18 protein-coding genes are annotated in these 17335 nt (G+C 37.5%); all 18 read left to right on the forward strand.

Annotated features, from left to right (window positions below; all coding sequences use genetic code 11):
• Window positions 1–61: 61 nt before the first annotated feature.
• Window positions 62–751, forward strand: a complete 690-nt coding sequence (locus tag FZC40_RS02010; RefSeq protein WP_148602274.1) for a prepilin peptidase — start codon at window positions 62–64, stop codon at window positions 749–751.
• A 61-nt stretch (window positions 752–812) separates the two neighbouring features.
• Window positions 813–989 (forward strand): Flp family type IVb pilin, encoded by a 177-nt coding sequence (locus FZC40_RS02015; protein ID WP_148602275.1) that lies wholly within the window; start codon window positions 813–815, stop codon window positions 987–989.
• 132 nt (window positions 990–1121) lie between these two features.
• Window positions 1122–1298 carry a Flp family type IVb pilin gene (locus FZC40_RS02020; RefSeq protein ID WP_148602276.1) on the forward strand — a complete coding sequence of 59 codons (177 nt, stop codon included), beginning with the start codon at window positions 1122–1124 and terminating at the stop codon, window positions 1296–1298.
• Window positions 1299–1472: 174 nt separating this feature from the next.
• Window positions 1473–1883, forward strand: coding sequence for a TadE/TadG family type IV pilus assembly protein (locus tag FZC40_RS02025; RefSeq protein ID WP_186843685.1), 411 nt, complete (start codon window positions 1473–1475; stop codon window positions 1881–1883).
• 2 nt (window positions 1884–1885) lie between these two features.
• The gene (locus tag FZC40_RS02030) at window positions 1886–3052 is read left to right on the forward strand and encodes a pilus assembly protein TadG-related protein (protein WP_148602278.1); all 1167 of its coding nucleotides are present in this window, start codon (window positions 1886–1888) and stop codon (window positions 3050–3052) included.
• A gap of 127 nt (window positions 3053–3179) precedes the next feature.
• The gene (gene cpaB, locus FZC40_RS02035; RefSeq protein ID WP_186843686.1) at window positions 3180–3851 is read left to right on the forward strand and encodes a Flp pilus assembly protein CpaB; all 672 of its coding nucleotides are present in this window, start codon (window positions 3180–3182) and stop codon (window positions 3849–3851) included.
• Between the two features lie 60 nt (window positions 3852–3911).
• Complete coding sequence (locus tag FZC40_RS02040; protein WP_148602280.1) at window positions 3912–5060, forward strand: CpaE/TadZ family protein; 1149 nt, start codon at window positions 3912–3914, stop codon at window positions 5058–5060.
• Window positions 5061–5085: 25 nt separating this feature from the next.
• Window positions 5086–6429, forward strand: a complete 1344-nt coding sequence (locus tag FZC40_RS02045) for a TadA family conjugal transfer-associated ATPase (protein WP_148602281.1) — start codon at window positions 5086–5088, stop codon at window positions 6427–6429.
• Between the two features lie 37 nt (window positions 6430–6466).
• A complete protein-coding gene (locus FZC40_RS02050; protein WP_148602282.1) occupies window positions 6467–7408 on the forward strand; it encodes a type II secretion system F family protein in 942 nt (313 codons plus the stop codon).
• A gap of 47 nt (window positions 7409–7455) precedes the next feature.
• Window positions 7456–8376 carry a type II secretion system F family protein gene (locus tag FZC40_RS02055; RefSeq protein ID WP_148602283.1) on the forward strand — a complete coding sequence of 307 codons (921 nt, stop codon included), beginning with the start codon at window positions 7456–7458 and terminating at the stop codon, window positions 8374–8376.
• Between the two features lie 2 nt (window positions 8377–8378).
• Entirely contained in the window at window positions 8379–8738 is a 360-nt protein-coding gene (locus FZC40_RS02060; RefSeq protein WP_148602284.1) for a DUF192 domain-containing protein, read from the forward strand.
• A 12-nt stretch (window positions 8739–8750) separates the two neighbouring features.
• On the forward strand, window positions 8751–9695 hold the full coding sequence (locus FZC40_RS02065; protein WP_148602285.1) for a coiled-coil domain-containing protein: 945 nt from the start codon (window positions 8751–8753) through the stop codon (window positions 9693–9695).
• 146 nt (window positions 9696–9841) lie between these two features.
• A complete protein-coding gene (locus tag FZC40_RS02070) occupies window positions 9842–10711 on the forward strand; it encodes a DegV family protein (protein WP_148602286.1) in 870 nt (289 codons plus the stop codon).
• 239 nt (window positions 10712–10950) lie between these two features.
• A complete protein-coding gene (locus FZC40_RS02075) occupies window positions 10951–11820 on the forward strand; it encodes a universal stress protein (protein WP_148602287.1) in 870 nt (289 codons plus the stop codon).
• A gap of 163 nt (window positions 11821–11983) precedes the next feature.
• Window positions 11984–13087, forward strand: a complete 1104-nt coding sequence (gene dprA, locus FZC40_RS02080) for a DNA-processing protein DprA (protein WP_148602288.1) — start codon at window positions 11984–11986, stop codon at window positions 13085–13087.
• A gap of 111 nt (window positions 13088–13198) precedes the next feature.
• Window positions 13199–15268: a type I DNA topoisomerase gene (gene topA / locus FZC40_RS02085; protein ID WP_148602289.1), complete on the forward strand. Its 2070-nt coding sequence runs from the start codon at window positions 13199–13201 to the stop codon at window positions 15266–15268.
• 33 nt (window positions 15269–15301) lie between these two features.
• Window positions 15302–15847 (forward strand): ATP-dependent protease subunit HslV, encoded by a 546-nt coding sequence (gene hslV, locus FZC40_RS02090; protein ID WP_148602427.1) that lies wholly within the window; start codon window positions 15302–15304, stop codon window positions 15845–15847.
• 1 nt (window position 15848) lies between these two features.
• The gene (gene hslU, locus FZC40_RS02095) at window positions 15849–17249 is read left to right on the forward strand and encodes an ATP-dependent protease ATPase subunit HslU (RefSeq protein WP_148602290.1); all 1401 of its coding nucleotides are present in this window, start codon (window positions 15849–15851) and stop codon (window positions 17247–17249) included.
• Window positions 17250–17335: the final 86 nt, after the last annotated feature.

Here is a 17335-nt window from a genome sequence, read left to right on the forward strand (position 1 = left end):
TAGTGCAACGCGTCAAAACGTTGCTTTTTTATTGCAAAAAAAAGAATAGGGGGGTTAAATAATGAACCAAATGACATTTTTTAATATTGTTGTTTTAGCATTTGGAGCAATCATCGGCGTATGTATGGAGAAGTCCACAATCTATTTAATCCAAAGAAGAGTTAACACACTTATGCCTTATCGATTTTCTGGAAGTATTAGAAAAACAATTCTTTGGGCGGCAGTAAACACAATAGGTTGGTTTCTGCTTGTTTTAATCAATGGGTTGCAATCCAATACGCTGGAATGCATGTTACTCTTTTCTGTTTGCATCATCCTGTCGGCAGTGGATATCAGTATTAAAAAAATACCAAATGAGCTCATACTCATTACGTTGATCATTGGCGCGGCATTTTTAGTGACAGGTCAACCGATTGGTAACATAGAGGTCAATTTATTCGGTTTAGCATTAGGTTTTATTATATTCTTTTTACCGGCAATGATTGGAAAAGGAGCCGGTTGGGGAGATGTCAAGTATGCTGCAGCCGTAGGCTTTTGCCTCGGGTTGTATGGAGTATTAACGGCAATCCTGATCATGACATTTTTCTTAATCATCTATACTGTTTACATTATTATCACAGGCCAGGGGAATTTGAAATCAAAAATAGCATTAGGACCATTTATGGCTTCTGGATTTGTGGCCGTTCTGGTTATAAATATGATAAATAGTCACTATTTATTATTTGATTTGGGACTACTAATCAATGGATAACATTCATGCGCGTGATAAAGTTTTCGGACTTTACATATAAAAAATAAGAAGGAGAAGGAAAATGAAAAACATGTTTGCAGAAATGATCACAGATGAAGACGGCCAAGGTATGGTTGAATATGGTTTGATTATCGCCGGAGTCGCATTAGCTGCCATCGTTGCAATTTATGCATTGGGGCCAGTGCTGAATACTTTCTTTGTAAATATTAAAACGCAATTAACAACGCCGGCGGCATAAGTACAATCATTGGTATATTGGTTGTGTGATTAAAAACTGATTTTTGATTTGGGAGTGTTAATCAATCGGCAACATTCATGAGCGTGATAAAGTTTAGAACTTTATATATTAAAAATGAGAAGGAGAAAGAAAATGAAAAACATGTTTACGGAAATGATCAGAGACGAAGACGGTCAAGGTATGGTTGAATATGGTTTGATTATCGCAGGAATCGCATTAGCTGCCATCGTTGCAATTTATGCATTGGGGCCAGTGCTAAATACTTTCTTTGTAAATATTAAAACTAAATTGACAACACCAGCAGCATAAGCACAATCATTGGCATATTGGTAATGCATGTCAAGATCTGACTTTTGCATTGCTAATATGCTTTTTTTAATTAAATTACAATTAGTATGGATCAGTCCATCTATTTTCCGATAGAATTATAATAATTTTTTTATGAGCAGGATGCTATGCGTAAATGAGCATCGGGGAGGAAACATGTTTGCAGATATAATCAGATGGATACGAAAAGAAGATGGCCAGGCGGTGGTTGAGCTGGCCATCACATTGCCGATTCTGATTATGATTTTGTGTGCGATTATTGATTTTGGCTGGCTATTTACCAATCAGAATATCGTAGACAATTGTTCCAGAGAAGGCGCGCGTTTTGCCATTGTCCATTCATCAGGCACAACTGCAATTGCTGATCATGTTCGTGCTGTCGCTCCGGACTATATTGCCAATTCTCTGGTAATAACGGTAACATTTACAAATCCTACAAATCCAAGTTTAGGCGATGTTAAGGTAGCAGTTAATGGCAATGTAAATGTGCTGACTCCCATTGTCGGTGTATTTGTTCACGGTGACACGATCAACTTAAGTTCATCGTGCACTATGAAAGTGGAATAGAGATGAGAACGGTCGTGAGGAATCTAAAACAAGTTGCCATCATTAAACAATTTAAAAATAATGAATCCGGAAATGTTATAATTATTGTTGCTTTGTTAATGGTCGTTATTCTGAGCTTTGCAGCTCTGGTTCTTGATCTTGGGATGGTCTCTTTTACACAAACAAAACTGCAAAATGCTGCTGATGCTGCTGCTCTGGCTGGAGCACAGAAGTTACCAACTGCCAATACTGCTAAAGCCACAGCTAGCTCCTATGCCAGTAAAAATGGGGTATTATCTGCAGAAGTGACAGCAACGAGCCCCTATAATGGTAACTCCAACAGGATTGAGGTTGTATGTAAAAGAACAGTAGTGTATTCATTTGCCCGAGTTTTGGGTTTAACACAAACTGAAGTATCAGCTCGAGCGGTTGCAGAAAAGTCAGGGTCTGGTTTAGGTGCTGCATTTGATTACGCAATTTTTTCTGGAAACAAATACCCAGATCCGCTTAGCTTTTCTGTTAAATTACAAAATGTTTTGACGATGTCAGGGTTAACAAATAGTGTGAATGGAAATATCCATGGTAATTTCAATGTAGACGCTAATACAAGCACCATTATCCATAATGGTGAAGGGGTTGGTACAGTAGTGGGCAATAATATTGCAAATAAACTACCTGGGTCGGCTTATATACCCATGCCTGATTATTCATCAGTACTTCCGACAATCAAAGCACAAGCGATTGCCGCTGGCCAGTATTATGCAGGCAATTTTTCCAGTGCAAACGCCAGTTCAATCAATCTTAACCAACCAGTTTACATAGAGGGAAGTGCAGATTTATCTGGAATTTCATTCAGTGGAGAAGGTTCCATCTATGCTAAAGGAAAAATAAAAATCACGGGCACCGGCGGAAGCTATGCTACAGAGAGTAAGTTATGTATATATTCAGGCTATACTTCCACAATAAAATCTGATGCCGCAATTGACTTCAGTGGCTCAGCACATGATTTCAAAGGTATTCTGTATGCACCCAATGGATCAATTTTAGTAACAGGTTCCAATTATACTTTTAATGGCAGTATTGTTGGTAGAGTTGTGGATATCAGCGGTTCAAATAAAACATTTCAATCAGCAGATGTTGCAAGTAGTTTCCCGTATTTTGCGCCAATTTTATTTAAACTAACAGAATAACTAGTTGATAGTCATGAAAGTTCAACTGATAGTGAAATGTCATAACATTTATTGCTTTTTAAATAGCGTGATATGTTCGAGGATATGAGTAAAATACGCGAAAATGTCGTATTTAATGGAGAAATCAATGAAAAAACTTATTCTTATCGCCTTGGCGGTTTCAATTATAACCGGATTTGCAGTTTTTCAATTTGCATCCTCTCTGAAAGGCGGATCCAACCAAAAAACGCAGCCGGTCGTTGTTGCAGTAGAAACGATACCAAAGGGGACAACGATATTGCCGGAAATGATCACGGTCAAACAAGTGCCGGTTGATTTTGTCAATGCTTTATCAGTTAGTAATGGGGAAGATGTTACCGGTCGAATTACCAGAGAAAGCATTGAAGCGGATGAACCGGTTTTATCAACAAGATTAAGTGATGTCAATCAGGCGAATAACAGCTTATCATATGCAGTTGATCAAAATTATCGGGCAATGACAATACAGACGGATGAAATAACCGGCGTGGCTGGTTATATCACTAAAGGAGACCATGTTGACCTTGTTGCAACGATGATTAATAGCGCCGATGAAAGTAAAAGAGTGATGTCACAAACCGTGATTGAAAATGTTGAGGTGCTGGAAGTCGGATCAAAAGAAACCACTAAAAGTGGCGATGCGGCTACATCAGTTACCGTATTAGTACCGGAACAGAGCATTCTAAAAGTAAACTATGCACTAACTGAGGGAAAATATCGTTTAATTTTGCGCTCGCCAGTTGATGGAACAATTGCGAATCCAGCTCCCTATGCCCCTTGATCGATTCATTAAGAAATCGGGACAGGCAGATTTGATTTTTTAATGAAATGAGGAATAGCTTTGGAAAAGATAAAAGTAATGATTATCGGCAATAATGACAATCGCATATATGAAATAAAAAGTTTGCTTGGAAATGATAAAATTGCGTTTGTCGGCTTTTCTAAACAGGATGAAATGGCCCTTGATAAGGCGATCAGTTTAAAACCTCATGTCATCATTATACAGTGTGAAAATGCTTACCATGATGCTATTGATTCAGCAAAAAAAATCTATATAAAAATACCGGGTTGTGCGGTTATATTCTTATGTGATCGTTTTGACATGACGATGATTGAAGAAGTCATGCTGGCCGGGGTGCGCAAGGTTTTACAGCTTCCCATTGATGCCAAAACTCTAACAGAGAACATTGAAGTCGCTTATAATATTGAGAAATCACGGCTGGAAAATACCGACACCATTGCTACTAATATGCAGTCACGGATTATCACGGTATTCGGTGCAAAGGGCGGAATCGGAAAAACAACCATTACCGTAAATTTAGCCGTGGCATTGGCGAAAATGGGAAAAAAAGTTGCGATTGTTGATTTAGATTTGCAATTTGGAGATGTGAATGTATACTTCGACATTGATCCCAAGAACACCATTGCAGAATTATCCCAGGGAAAAGATTCCGGGGATATTGATGCAATCAAACGAATCATGACATTGCATTTTTCTGGAGTCAGTATTGTATGTGCGCCGAAAAGTCCCGAATATGCGGAGTACGTGACGCCAAATAACGTTGAAACCATGATTAATACCATGAGGCCGTATTATGATTATATTCTCATCGATACGACACCTCAATTCAATGATGTTACCATGACAGCCATTGAAAATGCTAATCTTGTTCTCTTAATTTCGGTACCGGATATATCAACCTTGCGCAATACGAAAATAAGCTTGAATATTCTGGAATCCCTGCAACAAAGAGATAAAACGGAAATTGTCATTAATCGAGTAACTAAGGGATTAATCAGCATAAAAGATATGCAACGGGTTCTCGGTATACCGGCTAAAAACAATATAACACTTGATTTTAAAACAGCGGTTAATTGTCATAATAAAGGGGTGCCGATGGTATTGGATTCACCTAAATCAGAAATCGGAAAGGATCTTTTGAAACTTGCTAAAAATGTTGTCAGTAGGATCGATAATAACATTAGTTAGGAATAAAAAGTAAGGGGTGAAAACGATGGGGCTGCGGGAAAAAATGGAACAACAGCGAATCGGTCAAAACAAGAATAATCAGGAAGAGGGAAAAAAAGAGGAACATCATATTGATATTCATGATGATTTGAAAAATCGGGTCCATCAAGAAGTGATCAATGAAATAAACAACAATAGGATCGAAACGGTCAGCAAAGAGAATAAAGTAGAAATTTTAAAAATTTTAGAAGATATCATGGCGGTTGAAGCGGAAAACATAAACCATCTGGACAGAATAAGAATAACCCAGGAATTACTCAACGAGATTATTGGATATGGGCCACTGGAAGTGCTTTTAAAAGATCCTGACATAACGGAGATTATGGTGAATGGATATAATCGCATTTATATTGAAAAAAATGGAAAGATTCAGTTGTCAGACGTTGTTTTTAAAGATAATCAGCATGTCATGAACGTCATCGATCGGATTGTATCATCGGTGGGCAGACATATTGATGAATCAAGCCCCATGGTGGATGCGCGATTGCAGGATGGATCGCGAGTTAATGTAGTCATTCCGCCGTTGTCACTGGTAGGTCCGGTTATTACCATCAGAAAATTCTCAAAAGTACCGATTACGGTAGAACAATTATTGGAGTTTGGCTCTATTTCTAAAAAAATGGTGGCTTTTCTAGAGGCTTGTGTAAAGGGAAAACTCAATATTATTGTTTCCGGAGGGACCGGCAGCGGCAAGACGACCATGCTTAATGTTTTATCCAGCTTTATTCCTGACAACGAGAGAATTATTACCATTGAAGATTCAGCCGAACTGCAATTATTGCAGGATCATGTCATTACCCTAGAAAGCCGACCGGCCAACCTTGAAGGTCGAGGTAAAATTTCAATCCGGGAGCTTGTCGTGAATGCACTCAGGATGAGGCCGGACAGAATTATTGTTGGCGAAGTTCGTTCGGCCGAAACCATTGATATGCTCCAAGCTATGAACACCGGGCATGATGGCTCTTTGACAACCATTCATGCTAATTCAGCCCGAGATTCATTATCGAGAATAGAAACAATGATTTTAATGTCCGGTATGGATTTGCCGCTTAGGGCTATTCGGGATCAGACAACATCGGCGATTGATATTATAATTCAACAATCCCGGCTGCGGGATGGGACAAGAAAAGTGGTCAACATTACCGAAGTCAATGGTTTGGAAGGTGAAGTTGTTGTGATGCAGGATATCTTTAATTATGAAATGACGGGACAATTAGATAATGACGGAAAGTTTAAAGGCCAGTTTAAAAGCTTGGGTATAAAACCTCGGTGTTTGGGAAAAATTATGCATAATGGCGTCAAGGTTAATGATGACTGGTTTATTGAATAAGTCGGGTACAGAAAGGAATTAAAATAAGGTAATACAAATGAATGTAATTTTAATCACTTTAGTCATTTCACTGGGGGTATTTATTCTTGTTTTGACAACAATGCATATACTTTTAGCGGACAAACGTCTTATTCATGAAAGAATTGACAGGATTACGGCGCTCAATAAAATTGAATTGCTGGCGCAAAGAAGAGAAAAAAAGAAAAATGAGGGGCGTGACGGTCAAAAGTTAAAGATGCTAAAAAGACTTGAGAATGATTTATCCATGTCGGGAATCTTGATTAAACCTTCTGAATTTCTTGAAATCTGGGCAGCGCTGGCATTTGCCCCCTCGATTCTGATAATAATATTAAGCGACAATGTCATTTTAGCAATTGGCGCACTGCTAATAGGGGTGTTCATTCCACCTTTTTATGTTAATAAAAAACGAGCGAAACGCGTTGAATTGTTTGAACAGCAGTTGGTGGATGCCATCAGTATCATGAGCAGCTGTTTAAAAGCCGGGTTGACGTTTCAGCAAGCGCTTGTCAGTATATCGACAGAAATGCCTGATCCGATATCAGGGGAATTTGGACGCGTTGTTAAGGAGTTAAAGCTGGGAAGTTCAATTGAGACCTCGTTAACAAAACTCTCAGAAAAAATAGACAGTCAAAATTTTATGATGATTGTGTCGGCAATTTTAATTCAACGTCAGACGGGCGGCAATCTATCAGAAATATTAACCAGTATTTCAGGAACTATCAAGGAAAGGTTTAAGATAAAAAGCGAAATTAAGGTATTAACGGCAACCGGGAGAACCTCTGGAATGGTAGTGGGACTGATGCCGGTTTTTATTATATTAATATTTTTATTATTTAACCCAAGTTATGTGACTATTTTTTTTCAATCCAATCTCGGAATAACGATGGTGGTTGTCGCAGCCGCAATGGAAGCCATTGGTTATTTAGTGATTAGAAAAATCGTTAACATAAAATTCTAACTGGTGAAAATTAATTCTCACCAATTTGATGAAAAGAGGCCGGCATTATGATGCTTTTAACAATCAGCATATCGTTACTTGTTTTTATTCTCACGATCATCGTTTTTTACGGTAAAGGGAAGACAATTGATACGAAAAGCAGAAGACTTGATTTAATAAAGAAAAGAAATCAACATGATTTAGATGATGATTTTGAAAAGCCCTTTTTTCAACGCGTCATTTTGCCCGTGTCAACAGTTGTCATAAAGCGTGTATCGGTTCTTTTTCCCAAAAGCAAAGGCAATAAAACAGAAAAACTTGAAACCAGTTTGAGATTAGCAGGTCTTCATCTTGCCGTAAATGAATACAATGCGTCGAGACTTGTGTTCTCCGGGGCATTTATATTGGCCGCCTTTATACTGACGGCTTTTACAAGATTAAGTCTCGCTACTGAGGCTTTAATCATACTTTTGAGTATTCTATTTTCCGTGATCAGTCCGATATTATTACTGAAAACTAAAATAAGAAAACGGCAGGGAGCGATAGCGAATGAGATGCCGGACGTTATGGATTTATTATGTGTATCGATGGAGGCGGGATTAGGATTTGATTCGGCAATGGTAAAAATAGGAGAACGCCTGAGCGGAGTATTGGTAACGGAACTGAATATTGTTCATTCGGAAATTAATTTTGGCAAACCAAGACGTGAAGCTTTAAAAAGCTTAGCAGATAGAAATTCAGTTGAAGAATTAAAAACATTTGTGGGTTCAATTATACAAGCAGAGCAATTAGGAATTCCCATTAACCAGGTTTTAAAATCTCAAGCTGAAGAATTACGGATTAAAAGAAGACAACGGGCCGAAGAAAAAGCCATGAAGGCTCCTGTTAAAATGATGATCCCTTTAGTCGTTTTTGTCCTGCCCGTTCTTTTTATTGTGTTATTAGGTCCGACAATATTACAGGTAGTCAAGCAATTTGGAGGGATTTAGACATGGATAATTATCTGGCACTAAGAGACAATGTTATTTTATTCAATGAGGTGAAACTAGCAAATGATTTTTGCTCCAGATTGGTAGGGCTTTTAAGGACAAAATCATTGGATGAACATCAGGGACTTTTATTGGAAGACTGTAAGCAAGTCCATACCTTTGGAATGAAGTTTAATATTGATGTGATTTTTTTGTCTCGCGAAGGCGAAATATTGAATATGGAAAAAGATATGAGACCCGGACGGATCAGTCAGTACGTAAAAAAAGCCTTCTGGGTGCTCGAACTCAAATCCGGTTCATTAAATAGAAATAATTTGGAAATCCATCATCGAATCGTGTTTAAAATTTATAAAATTGAGTAAGGGGGGGATAAAATGTCGACGAAATCAGATCAATTTACACTAAATGAATTAAGGGATAAGTCCCAAAAAACGACTAGTGAAATACCCTTTAAAAAGAAATTCTTAGGAGGGTATAACGCTAAACAAGTATTAGAATATATCGAAACATTATCCGATAATTTGCATAGCGCCGAAGGATCTTTCAAAAACAGGTTGGACGAATATGCTTCCATGACAGCAATGCTGAAACAGGAACGGGATCAATATGGTGAAATGTTTAATGTGTGTAAAAACTCGAAGATGGAGATGCAAGACCAAATTGATCATTTGACTAAAGAAAATGAAAAACTGAATAATGAAATAGTTGAGCTGAATCAGAATAATGACTCAGCAGAAAATGATCAGATGTATGAGAAAATTGCAGCGCAAAATTTGGAAATGCAAATAAAATTAAATGAATACAGAAATTATGAGCAGGAATGTATTCAGTTAAAAGACCAGCTTGACCAACTAAAGTTAATGATTCAGGATCTGAATGATGAGTTGGAAAATTATGCTAAAAATGATGGCCCGCAAGAAAATCTTGAAAAGGTACTGGCAGAAAATGAAATTCTGAAGAAGCAATATGAAGAAGTTGTTCATGAAAGAAGTGTATTATTGGCTGAAAAAAATATGCTGGCTGAACTAAATATAAGAGCATCAGACAGTTTGCAGGAAGCCAAAGAAAAAAACAAAGAACTCGTGGATATCCCCATAAAAACCAAACTAAAAACACGAAAGATGATTGCCGAATTTGAGTCAAGAGCATATGAGTATTCACAAAATCATCAAAAAAATATCGATGAAATTTCTGAAACTATAAAAAAAGCATTGGGTATTTTAAAATATGAAAAAGAAGATATCGATTTACTGATTAAAAAACCGCTTGAAGACAGTGGCTTTTTAGTGGTGGAAGAAGAATTAAGTAAAAGTGAATAGTACTGTGAGTCAGCAGGTCGTTGTATTTCCCTGAGGAATTTTGTTTGTTAAGAAAAATATAATATGTACATAATTTATGCTTCTGCTTGATTAGTTGATGATTCTGTATTAATATGGTATGGATGCTAAAAAAAGGAGTAGAAGTAATGAACTTTGAAATTGTAACAGATTCTTCTGCTAATCTGCCAGATGAACTGATCGAAAAATATGATATCCACATTTTGTCTCTTTTATACCATATTGGTGATACTGAATATGTAAGTTATGTTAAAGGCAAAAAAACTGATTTAACAGAATTTTATACCAGAATGCGCAACAAAGAAGTTATCACGACCTCGTGTATGAGTTCGGGATCCTGCCGTACAGTATTTGAAAAGATTCTTAAAGAGGGGAAAGATCTGTTGTACATTGGGTTTTCATCAGCTCTTAGTGCAACTTATCAGACTGGCTGTCAGGCCTTGGAAGAATTAAAAAAAGATTATCCAAACAGAAAAATTTTATCTGTTGACACCCTCGGAGCATCGCTGGGAGAAGGACTGATAGTGAGCTACGCGGCGAAATTTCGTGAAGAAGGAAATTCAATCGATTTTGTCTATGATTGGCTGATGGAAAACAGATTGCATCTGTGTCATTGGTTTACAGTGGACGATTTATTTTATCTGATGCGTGGCGGCAGAGTTTCAACATCAAGTGCGATTGTGGGAACAGTCCTGAGTATCAAGCCAGTTATGCATATGGATGATGGCGGTCATCTCGTACCCGTTTCAAAAGTACGCGGCCGAAAAAATTCGCTGCGGGCTTTGCTTGAAAAAATGGAGGAAACGGCGATCTGTCCGGAGAATCAAATCATTTATATTTCACACGGAGATTGCCTGGACGATGCAAATTATCTTGCCGATAAGATACGGGAAAAATTTGGAATAAAAGATATTCTTATTCGTCTGGTTGAACCAGTGATTGGTGCACACTGTGGTCCTGGTACCGTGGCTTTGTTTTTCATTGGTACCGAAAGATAGATTAAAAATGTCGAATAGTGTCAAACTCCAATAAAAGAAAAATGAATAAAGGTCAATTGTTTATCGATGTACACCGCAATCAGATAAATAATTGGCCTTTTGAAATTTTGTCAAAGAGAAAAAATGAAAGAAATGAAAAAATAATGTTTAACAGGCAAGTATTCGGGCATATAATTAATACCAATTTTATTGCGCTTTATATTGAATTGAACTAAATTAAAAATTGAAGGAGATTTATTATGTTTAAAAAAATGGCAATGATTTCTGAAATATCAACTGCTTTTCCGGAAATGATAAGATGCATTGGAGGATTAAAAGCATTGGGGACGAAAGAATGCCTGCTGGTCCAATGCTTTAACCCTAAGGAAGTTGATGTAGGTATTTCGCAATATTTAAATTTAACATCAATGTTTGAAGAGAACTTAAAAAGACAAAAAGATATATTGAAACAACAAGGATTTGAAGTGGAAACCCGGATCGTTTCGGGAAATCAAAAAAATGCAATTAATCGGATCACAGTTGCCGAAGATTGCTCGTTAGTCGTAATAAATATTGAAAAACGGTCCATGCTGGGGTCATTGCTTTTAAATGGGGTTGCAAATAACGTGATCAATAATTCTAGCAAACCGGTACTTCTTATTCGCGAGAATCGTGAAGATGAAGATACTTCAACCAAATGTGATCTCAATAGTCATCTTCTTTTTTTAACAGATTTTTCAGAGAATGCTACCATCGCTTTTGAATATGTAAAAGAAATGGTTAAATGCGGCGTTCCCAAGGTGACGCTCGTTCATGTCCAGGACCAGTCTAAAATAGATCCATATCTTTCAAATCGTTTATTGGAATTTAATGAAATTGACAAGGAAAGACTTCAGAAATTAAAAGATGAATTATTAACTTTAGGGAATATAGAAGTGGATATGCAAATCCCGTTTGGAGTACCGATATCAGAAATTACTAGAATCATCAATGAACAAGCAATATCCCTTGTAGTGATGGGAACTCAAGGCCGAGGGTTTGTTAAGGAAGTGTTTGTGGGCAGTTTAAGTCATAATATTGTTAGAACTTCGCCGACTTCAGTATTACTGATTCCCGGAAATCGAGAGTAGAAAAATTTGCTTCAATTAGAAAAACAGGGATGCTTTTAAAATAAAGCTTGATGTACTCGATTGGGTATATCAAGTTTTATTATGGTTAATTCACAAAAGCATTCATAAAATAGGGGAGTTATGATAACATAATAAAAAACGTTTGCAGAAGGGAAGACCACAAATGGAAGAGGCACTCTATTGGCTTTGGTTTTTAGGTTTAGAAAAAATTACAGCTAAACAAAAAAAAATAATGCTGGAAAGATTTGGTTCTCCCCAAAATATTTTTTCAATAAACCGAGAATTACTGGAAAAAACAAACATTTTTAAAAAAGAAAATCTGGATTATTTAGAGCGGTCTAAATCACTCGAAAAAGCACGTCATTCAATGAACTACATGGAAGATCAGGGTATTCGTATGATTACCAGAGAAGATCCTTTATTCCCTGAAATGCTCAAGAATATATATATGCCACCGGCAGGTTTGTTTGTCAAGGGTGATGTGACATTATTAAATAGTTCCATAAAAATCGGAATCGTCGGATCTCGTAACCCAACGGTATTAGGCAAAAGATATGCAAAAGCATTTGCTCAATCCCTCGCCGCGGTTGGCATCACCATTGTCAGCGGCTTAGCTGCAGGTATCGATGGACAAAGCCATTGGGGCAGCATTGATGAGCTCGGAAGAACCATTGGCGTTTTAGGAACTGGAATTGATATCTGTTATCCGCTTTCTAACCAAAAGTTATTTGATCGGATGTCTAATGAGGCATTGATTATTACTGAGTTTAATTTAGGCGAGAAACCGCTTCCTTACCACTTTCCTCAAAGAAATCGAATAATAAGCGGCTTGTCTCAAGGCGTGCTTGTCATTGAAGCCCGAAAAAAAAGCGGTTCATTAATAACTGTTAATCATGCTTTAGAACAGGGTAAAAATGTCTATGTTATACCAGGAGATATCAGTGCCTCGCAATGGGCAGGGGGAAACCAGCTATTAAAAGAAGGTGCTAAGTTAGTGACGGATCCAAAAGATATTTTAGAGGACTATGTTATTGTCAATAATCATTCGGAATTGAAAACTGCTAAAAAAATGATGGCGTCAAAAGAAAAAATAATGATTAATATAGAAGAACAAACTTTGTACAATCTGATAAGAAAAGGATATACCACGATTGATGAACTTATTATTTATTCAGAATTGCCAGTTAATACCGTCAATGGTTTATTAACAATGATGGAAATTGAAGAAGTTATTGACATTAAATACGGAAATATCGTCTTACTTTAAGATCCATCAGTTATATTTTATGACATCCATTTGTATTTAGTAACTATTTTTGCTATAATGTGGCTGTTTATGAGGATAAATAACATTTAAATAGAAAAAAGGAGGTATTCAATGAGCAAAACGTTAGTAATTGTTGAATCACCGGCAAAAGCAAAAACAATAAAGAAGTATTTACCAAAAGGCTTTGAAGTTGAAGCAACGATGGGACATGTGATTGATCTTCCCAAAAGTCGAATTGGTATTAATATAGAAGATAATTTCGAACCGGAATACATAAAAATTCGTGGGAAAGCACAATTATTAAAAAAATTAAAGACGGCCGCGAAAAAAGCTGATCAAGTATATTTAGCTACTGATCCTGACCGCGAGGGTGAGGCGATTTCATGGCACATGGCCAATTTTTTAGAAATCGATTTGGACACAAAATGCCGGATTGAATTTCATGAAATTACAAAGAAGGCAGTAAATGCAGCGATAGACAATAAGCGAAACATCGATATTGACTTAGTAAACGCCCAGCAGGCCCGTCGTATTCTTGACCGATTAGTTGGGTATTCTCTGAGTCCTTTTTTGTGGAAAAAAGTTAAAAAAGGTTTGAGTGGTGGTCGGGTTCAATCGGTGGTAACACGGATTATCGTCGATCGGGAAGAAGAAATCAAAGCTTTTATTCCTGAAGAATATTGGAATCTTGATTTGCTGTTAAAAAAGGAAGATGATGATAAAGAATTCATTTCAAAGTTTTATTCTGAAAATGGTAAAAAAAAGACAATTTCCACCGTTGAAGAAGCAGTGCGATTAGAAAAAATTGTATCTGAAAGTACAATTGTTGTAGATAATGTAAAAAAACGTATTCGCAAACAAAAACCGGCGCTTCCCTTTACAACCAGTACGTTACAGCAGGAAGCTTATAAAACCCTTGGCTTTACAACACAGCGTACGATGCGCTTAGCGCAACAGCTTTATGAAGGTGTCGATATTAAAGGCAGCGGACTAACCGGGTTAATTACCTACCTCAGAACCGATTCTACCCGGATTGCTGAAGAAGCGGTCGAAGAAAGCAAGGAATATATCAAGCAGCATTTTGGAGATGACTATCTGGGGATAGAAAAGAAAACAACTAAAAAAAAGAATGTCCAGGATGCTCATGAGGCAATCAGACCTTCTTCAATTATGCTAACTCCTGAAGTTGCAAAAGAATCATTGGAAAAAGATCAGCATAAACTCTATAAACTTATTTGGGAAAGACTTCTTTGCAGTCAAATGGCAGATGCTGAGTATTATGTGACGGATGTTGATGTCGCCTGCAGTAATCTGATTTTCAAAACAAAAGGTGAAACTCAAAAATTTGACGGCTTTACAAGAATCGGGAAAAACCATGGCAAAGATGAAGATAGCATTTTGCCGGAACTTGCCATCGGAGATCCCTTAATAAGATTAAAAACAACCAAAGATCAAAAATTCACGAAGCCGCCGGCACGTTATACAGAAGCATCTTTAGTTAAAATCCTGGAAGAAAAAGGAATTGGTCGTCCCAGTACCTATGCACCAACCATTGCCACAATTAAAAATCGCGATTATGTTGAGGTTGAAGAAAAGCATTTTAAACCAACTGAATTGGGTGTAACAGTTACAAACTTGATGAAAGAGTATTTCAGCGATGTCGTTAATATTTCTTTTACAGCTGAGATGGAGGACAGTCTTGACTTGGTTGCTGAAGGCAAAAACAATTGGAAAGATATTCTCAAAAATTTTTATCAGGGATTTGGAAAAGATCTTTCCAATGCGCAGGAAAATGCCCAGTCAGTCATAATTGCCGATCCGGAATCCGATGTGGACTGTGAATTGTGCGGACGACGAATGGTCATCAAAAAAGGAAAATATGGTAAGTTTCTTGCGTGCCCGGGTTTTCCTGACTGTAAAAATACTAAACCATATTTTGAAAAGACGGGCGGTATTTGCTCGATTTGTGGTGGGGATATTGTAAAAAGACTTTCGAAAACAGGAAGAACCTTTTATTCTTGCAGCAATTATCCGGATTGCGACTATATGAATTGGGACTTGCCAATGGCTGAAAAGTGCCCGGTGTGTGGCTCAACACTGTTTCAAAAGGGCTTGGGAAAACGAAAAAAAATCTATTGCGATAAAAAAGATTGTGGATATACAGCCCCAGCTGGGGAATAAAAATAAATGTCAAAAAAAGAAAGAGAGAAAAATATGTTTCATGCAACGACAATTGTTGGAATACGTCATAATGGAAAGGTAGCGATAGCTGGAGATGGCCAGGTTACCATGGGTGAAAACATCATTATGAAAAATAAAGCAACAAAGATAAGAAAAATTTACAACGATAAAATTTTAGTCGGATTTGCAGGATCCGTAGCGGACGCATTTACATTATGCGAAAAATTCGAGCAAAAAGTGGAAAAGTATAATGGGAATTTGCGACGTTCAGCAATTGAATTGGCTAAGGAGTGGCGTTCGGATAAGGCATTAAGAAAACTTGAAGCACTGCTCATAGTAATGGATCAAACCGAAACACTGATATTATCTGGAAATGGCGAAGTTATCGAGCCGGATGACGATGTTGCGGCAATTGGGTCAGGTGGATCTTATGCCCTTTCGGCAGCACGGGCCTTAAAAAAATACTCCACCCTCAGTGCCAAAGAAATGGTTTTTGAGTCTTTGAAAATCGCGTCAGAAATTTGTGTTTTTACAAATAGTAATATTTCAGTAGAAGTACTAGAAATGGAAGAGAATTAGTATGAAAGAATTAACGCCTAAAAAAATAGTTGATGAACTGAATCGTTATATTATTGGCCAAGAAAAGGCCAAAAAAGCCGTGGCCGTGGCACTGCGAAATCGCTATCGACGATCGTTGCTTCCGGCCGACTTAATTGATGAATTCACCCCTAAGAATATTATTTTAGTAGGACCGACGGGAGTCGGAAAAACAGAAATTGCCCGACGGATGGCAAAACTTATCAGAGCACCCTTTATAAAGGTTGAAGCAACAAAATTTACCGAAGTTGGCTACGTTGGCAGGGATGTCGAATCGATGGTGCGGGATTTGGTGAACACATCCATCCGTAATGTCCAACAGGAAAAAATGAAAGAGGTTTATTCAGAGGCAGAGAAAAACGTCAATAAAATTATTGTTGACATTTTAGTGCCTTCTAAGAAAATAAAAGAAACCCTGAAAACACCATTTGATCTCTTTATGAAGCCGAATCAGCCGGCAACCACCACGCCAGTTGAGTTAGACAGCGAAAAAGAGCAAAGTAAAAAAGAAAAAAGAGAAGCTCTTTCAAAAGAACTGGAAGCCGGACTTTTAGAGGATAGAATCATTGAAATCGAAGTAGATGATGACGGATCAAAGACCATTGGTGTGATGCAGGGCATGAACAGCGACAGCATGTCTTTTAATATGAACGATATATTTGGAGATATCCTGCCCCAAAAAAAGAAGAAGAAAAATGTATCCATTGCTGACGCACGGCGAATATTAATTAACCAGGAAGCTCAGAAGCTCATCGATATGGATCAGGTTCAGGAAATAGGTATTCGGGAAGCGGAGCAAAATGGAATTATTTTCATTGACGAGATTGATAAAATAATCGGAAATGGCAATAATCAAGGACCCGATGTGTCAAGAGAAGGGGTGCAACGGGATATCCTACCGATTGTAGAAGGAAGCACGGTCAATACCAAATACGGCCCGGTCAAGACCGACTATATTCTTTTTATTGGAGCAGGCGCTTTTCATGTCTCCAAAATAGCTGATATGATTCCCGAACTGCAAGGGCGTTTCCCAATTAGTGTTCAGTTGGAAAGTCTTACCGAAGCGGATTTTAATGAGATTTTGACGCAGACCGAAAACTCTGTCATTAAGCAATATCAAGAGCTTATCCGGACGGAAGCTGTCAACCTGATTTTTGAAGAAGATGCAATTAAGCATATTGCTAAGATTGCATTTTTACAAAATGAGGAAGAAGAGAATATTGGCGCAAGACGTCTTCATACTGTTATGGAAAAATTACTAGAGGAAATTTCTTTTTATGCATCAGATTATGAACAGGAAGAGTTTATAATCAACAAAGATTATGTCGAACGAATTTTTAATATAGCCGACAAGCGGGATAATTATCAAAAGTATTTGCTCTGAAAATAAAAAAACTTGCATGAGCTAATTGATTGTGCTATTATATCAAGGTATGTATTACACACATTCTCTGAGAGACATCGGGTGCC

The organism is Acetobacterium tundrae, from assembly GCF_008086615.1.
Taxonomy (GTDB): Bacteria; Bacillota; Clostridia; order Eubacteriales; family Eubacteriaceae; genus Acetobacterium; species Acetobacterium tundrae.

Bases quoted from the DNA above. Each gene is read 5' to 3' on its own strand.
- FZC40_RS02010 (WP_148602274.1), top strand. From the start codon at position 62: ATGAACCAAATGACATTTTTTAATATTGTTGTTTTAGCATTTGGAGCA.
- FZC40_RS02015 (WP_148602275.1), top strand. From the start codon at position 813: ATGAAAAACATGTTTGCAGAAATGATCACAGATGAAGACGGCCAAGGT.
- FZC40_RS02020 (WP_148602276.1), top strand. From the start codon at position 1,122: ATGAAAAACATGTTTACGGAAATGATCAGAGACGAAGACGGTCAAGGT.
- FZC40_RS02025 (WP_186843685.1), top strand. From the start codon at position 1,473: ATGTTTGCAGATATAATCAGATGGATACGAAAAGAAGATGGCCAGGCG.
- FZC40_RS02030 (WP_148602278.1), top strand. From the start codon at position 1,886: ATGAGAACGGTCGTGAGGAATCTAAAACAAGTTGCCATCATTAAACAA.
- cpaB (WP_186843686.1), top strand. From the start codon at position 3,180: ATGAAAAAACTTATTCTTATCGCCTTGGCGGTTTCAATTATAACCGGA.
- FZC40_RS02045 (WP_148602281.1), top strand. From the start codon at position 5,086: ATGGGGCTGCGGGAAAAAATGGAACAACAGCGAATCGGTCAAAACAAG.
- FZC40_RS02050 (WP_148602282.1), top strand. From the start codon at position 6,467: ATGAATGTAATTTTAATCACTTTAGTCATTTCACTGGGGGTATTTATT.
- FZC40_RS02055 (WP_148602283.1), top strand. From the start codon at position 7,456: ATGATGCTTTTAACAATCAGCATATCGTTACTTGTTTTTATTCTCACG.
- FZC40_RS02060 (WP_148602284.1), top strand. From the start codon at position 8,379: ATGGATAATTATCTGGCACTAAGAGACAATGTTATTTTATTCAATGAG.
- FZC40_RS02065 (WP_148602285.1), top strand. From the start codon at position 8,751: ATGTCGACGAAATCAGATCAATTTACACTAAATGAATTAAGGGATAAG.
- FZC40_RS02070 (WP_148602286.1), top strand. From the start codon at position 9,842: ATGAACTTTGAAATTGTAACAGATTCTTCTGCTAATCTGCCAGATGAA.
- FZC40_RS02075 (WP_148602287.1), top strand. From the start codon at position 10,951: ATGTTTAAAAAAATGGCAATGATTTCTGAAATATCAACTGCTTTTCCG.
- dprA (WP_148602288.1), top strand. From the start codon at position 11,984: ATGGAAGAGGCACTCTATTGGCTTTGGTTTTTAGGTTTAGAAAAAATT.
- topA (WP_148602289.1), top strand. From the start codon at position 13,199: ATGAGCAAAACGTTAGTAATTGTTGAATCACCGGCAAAAGCAAAAACA.
- hslV (WP_148602427.1), top strand. From the start codon at position 15,302: ATGTTTCATGCAACGACAATTGTTGGAATACGTCATAATGGAAAGGTA.
- hslU (WP_148602290.1), top strand. From the start codon at position 15,849: ATGAAAGAATTAACGCCTAAAAAAATAGTTGATGAACTGAATCGTTAT.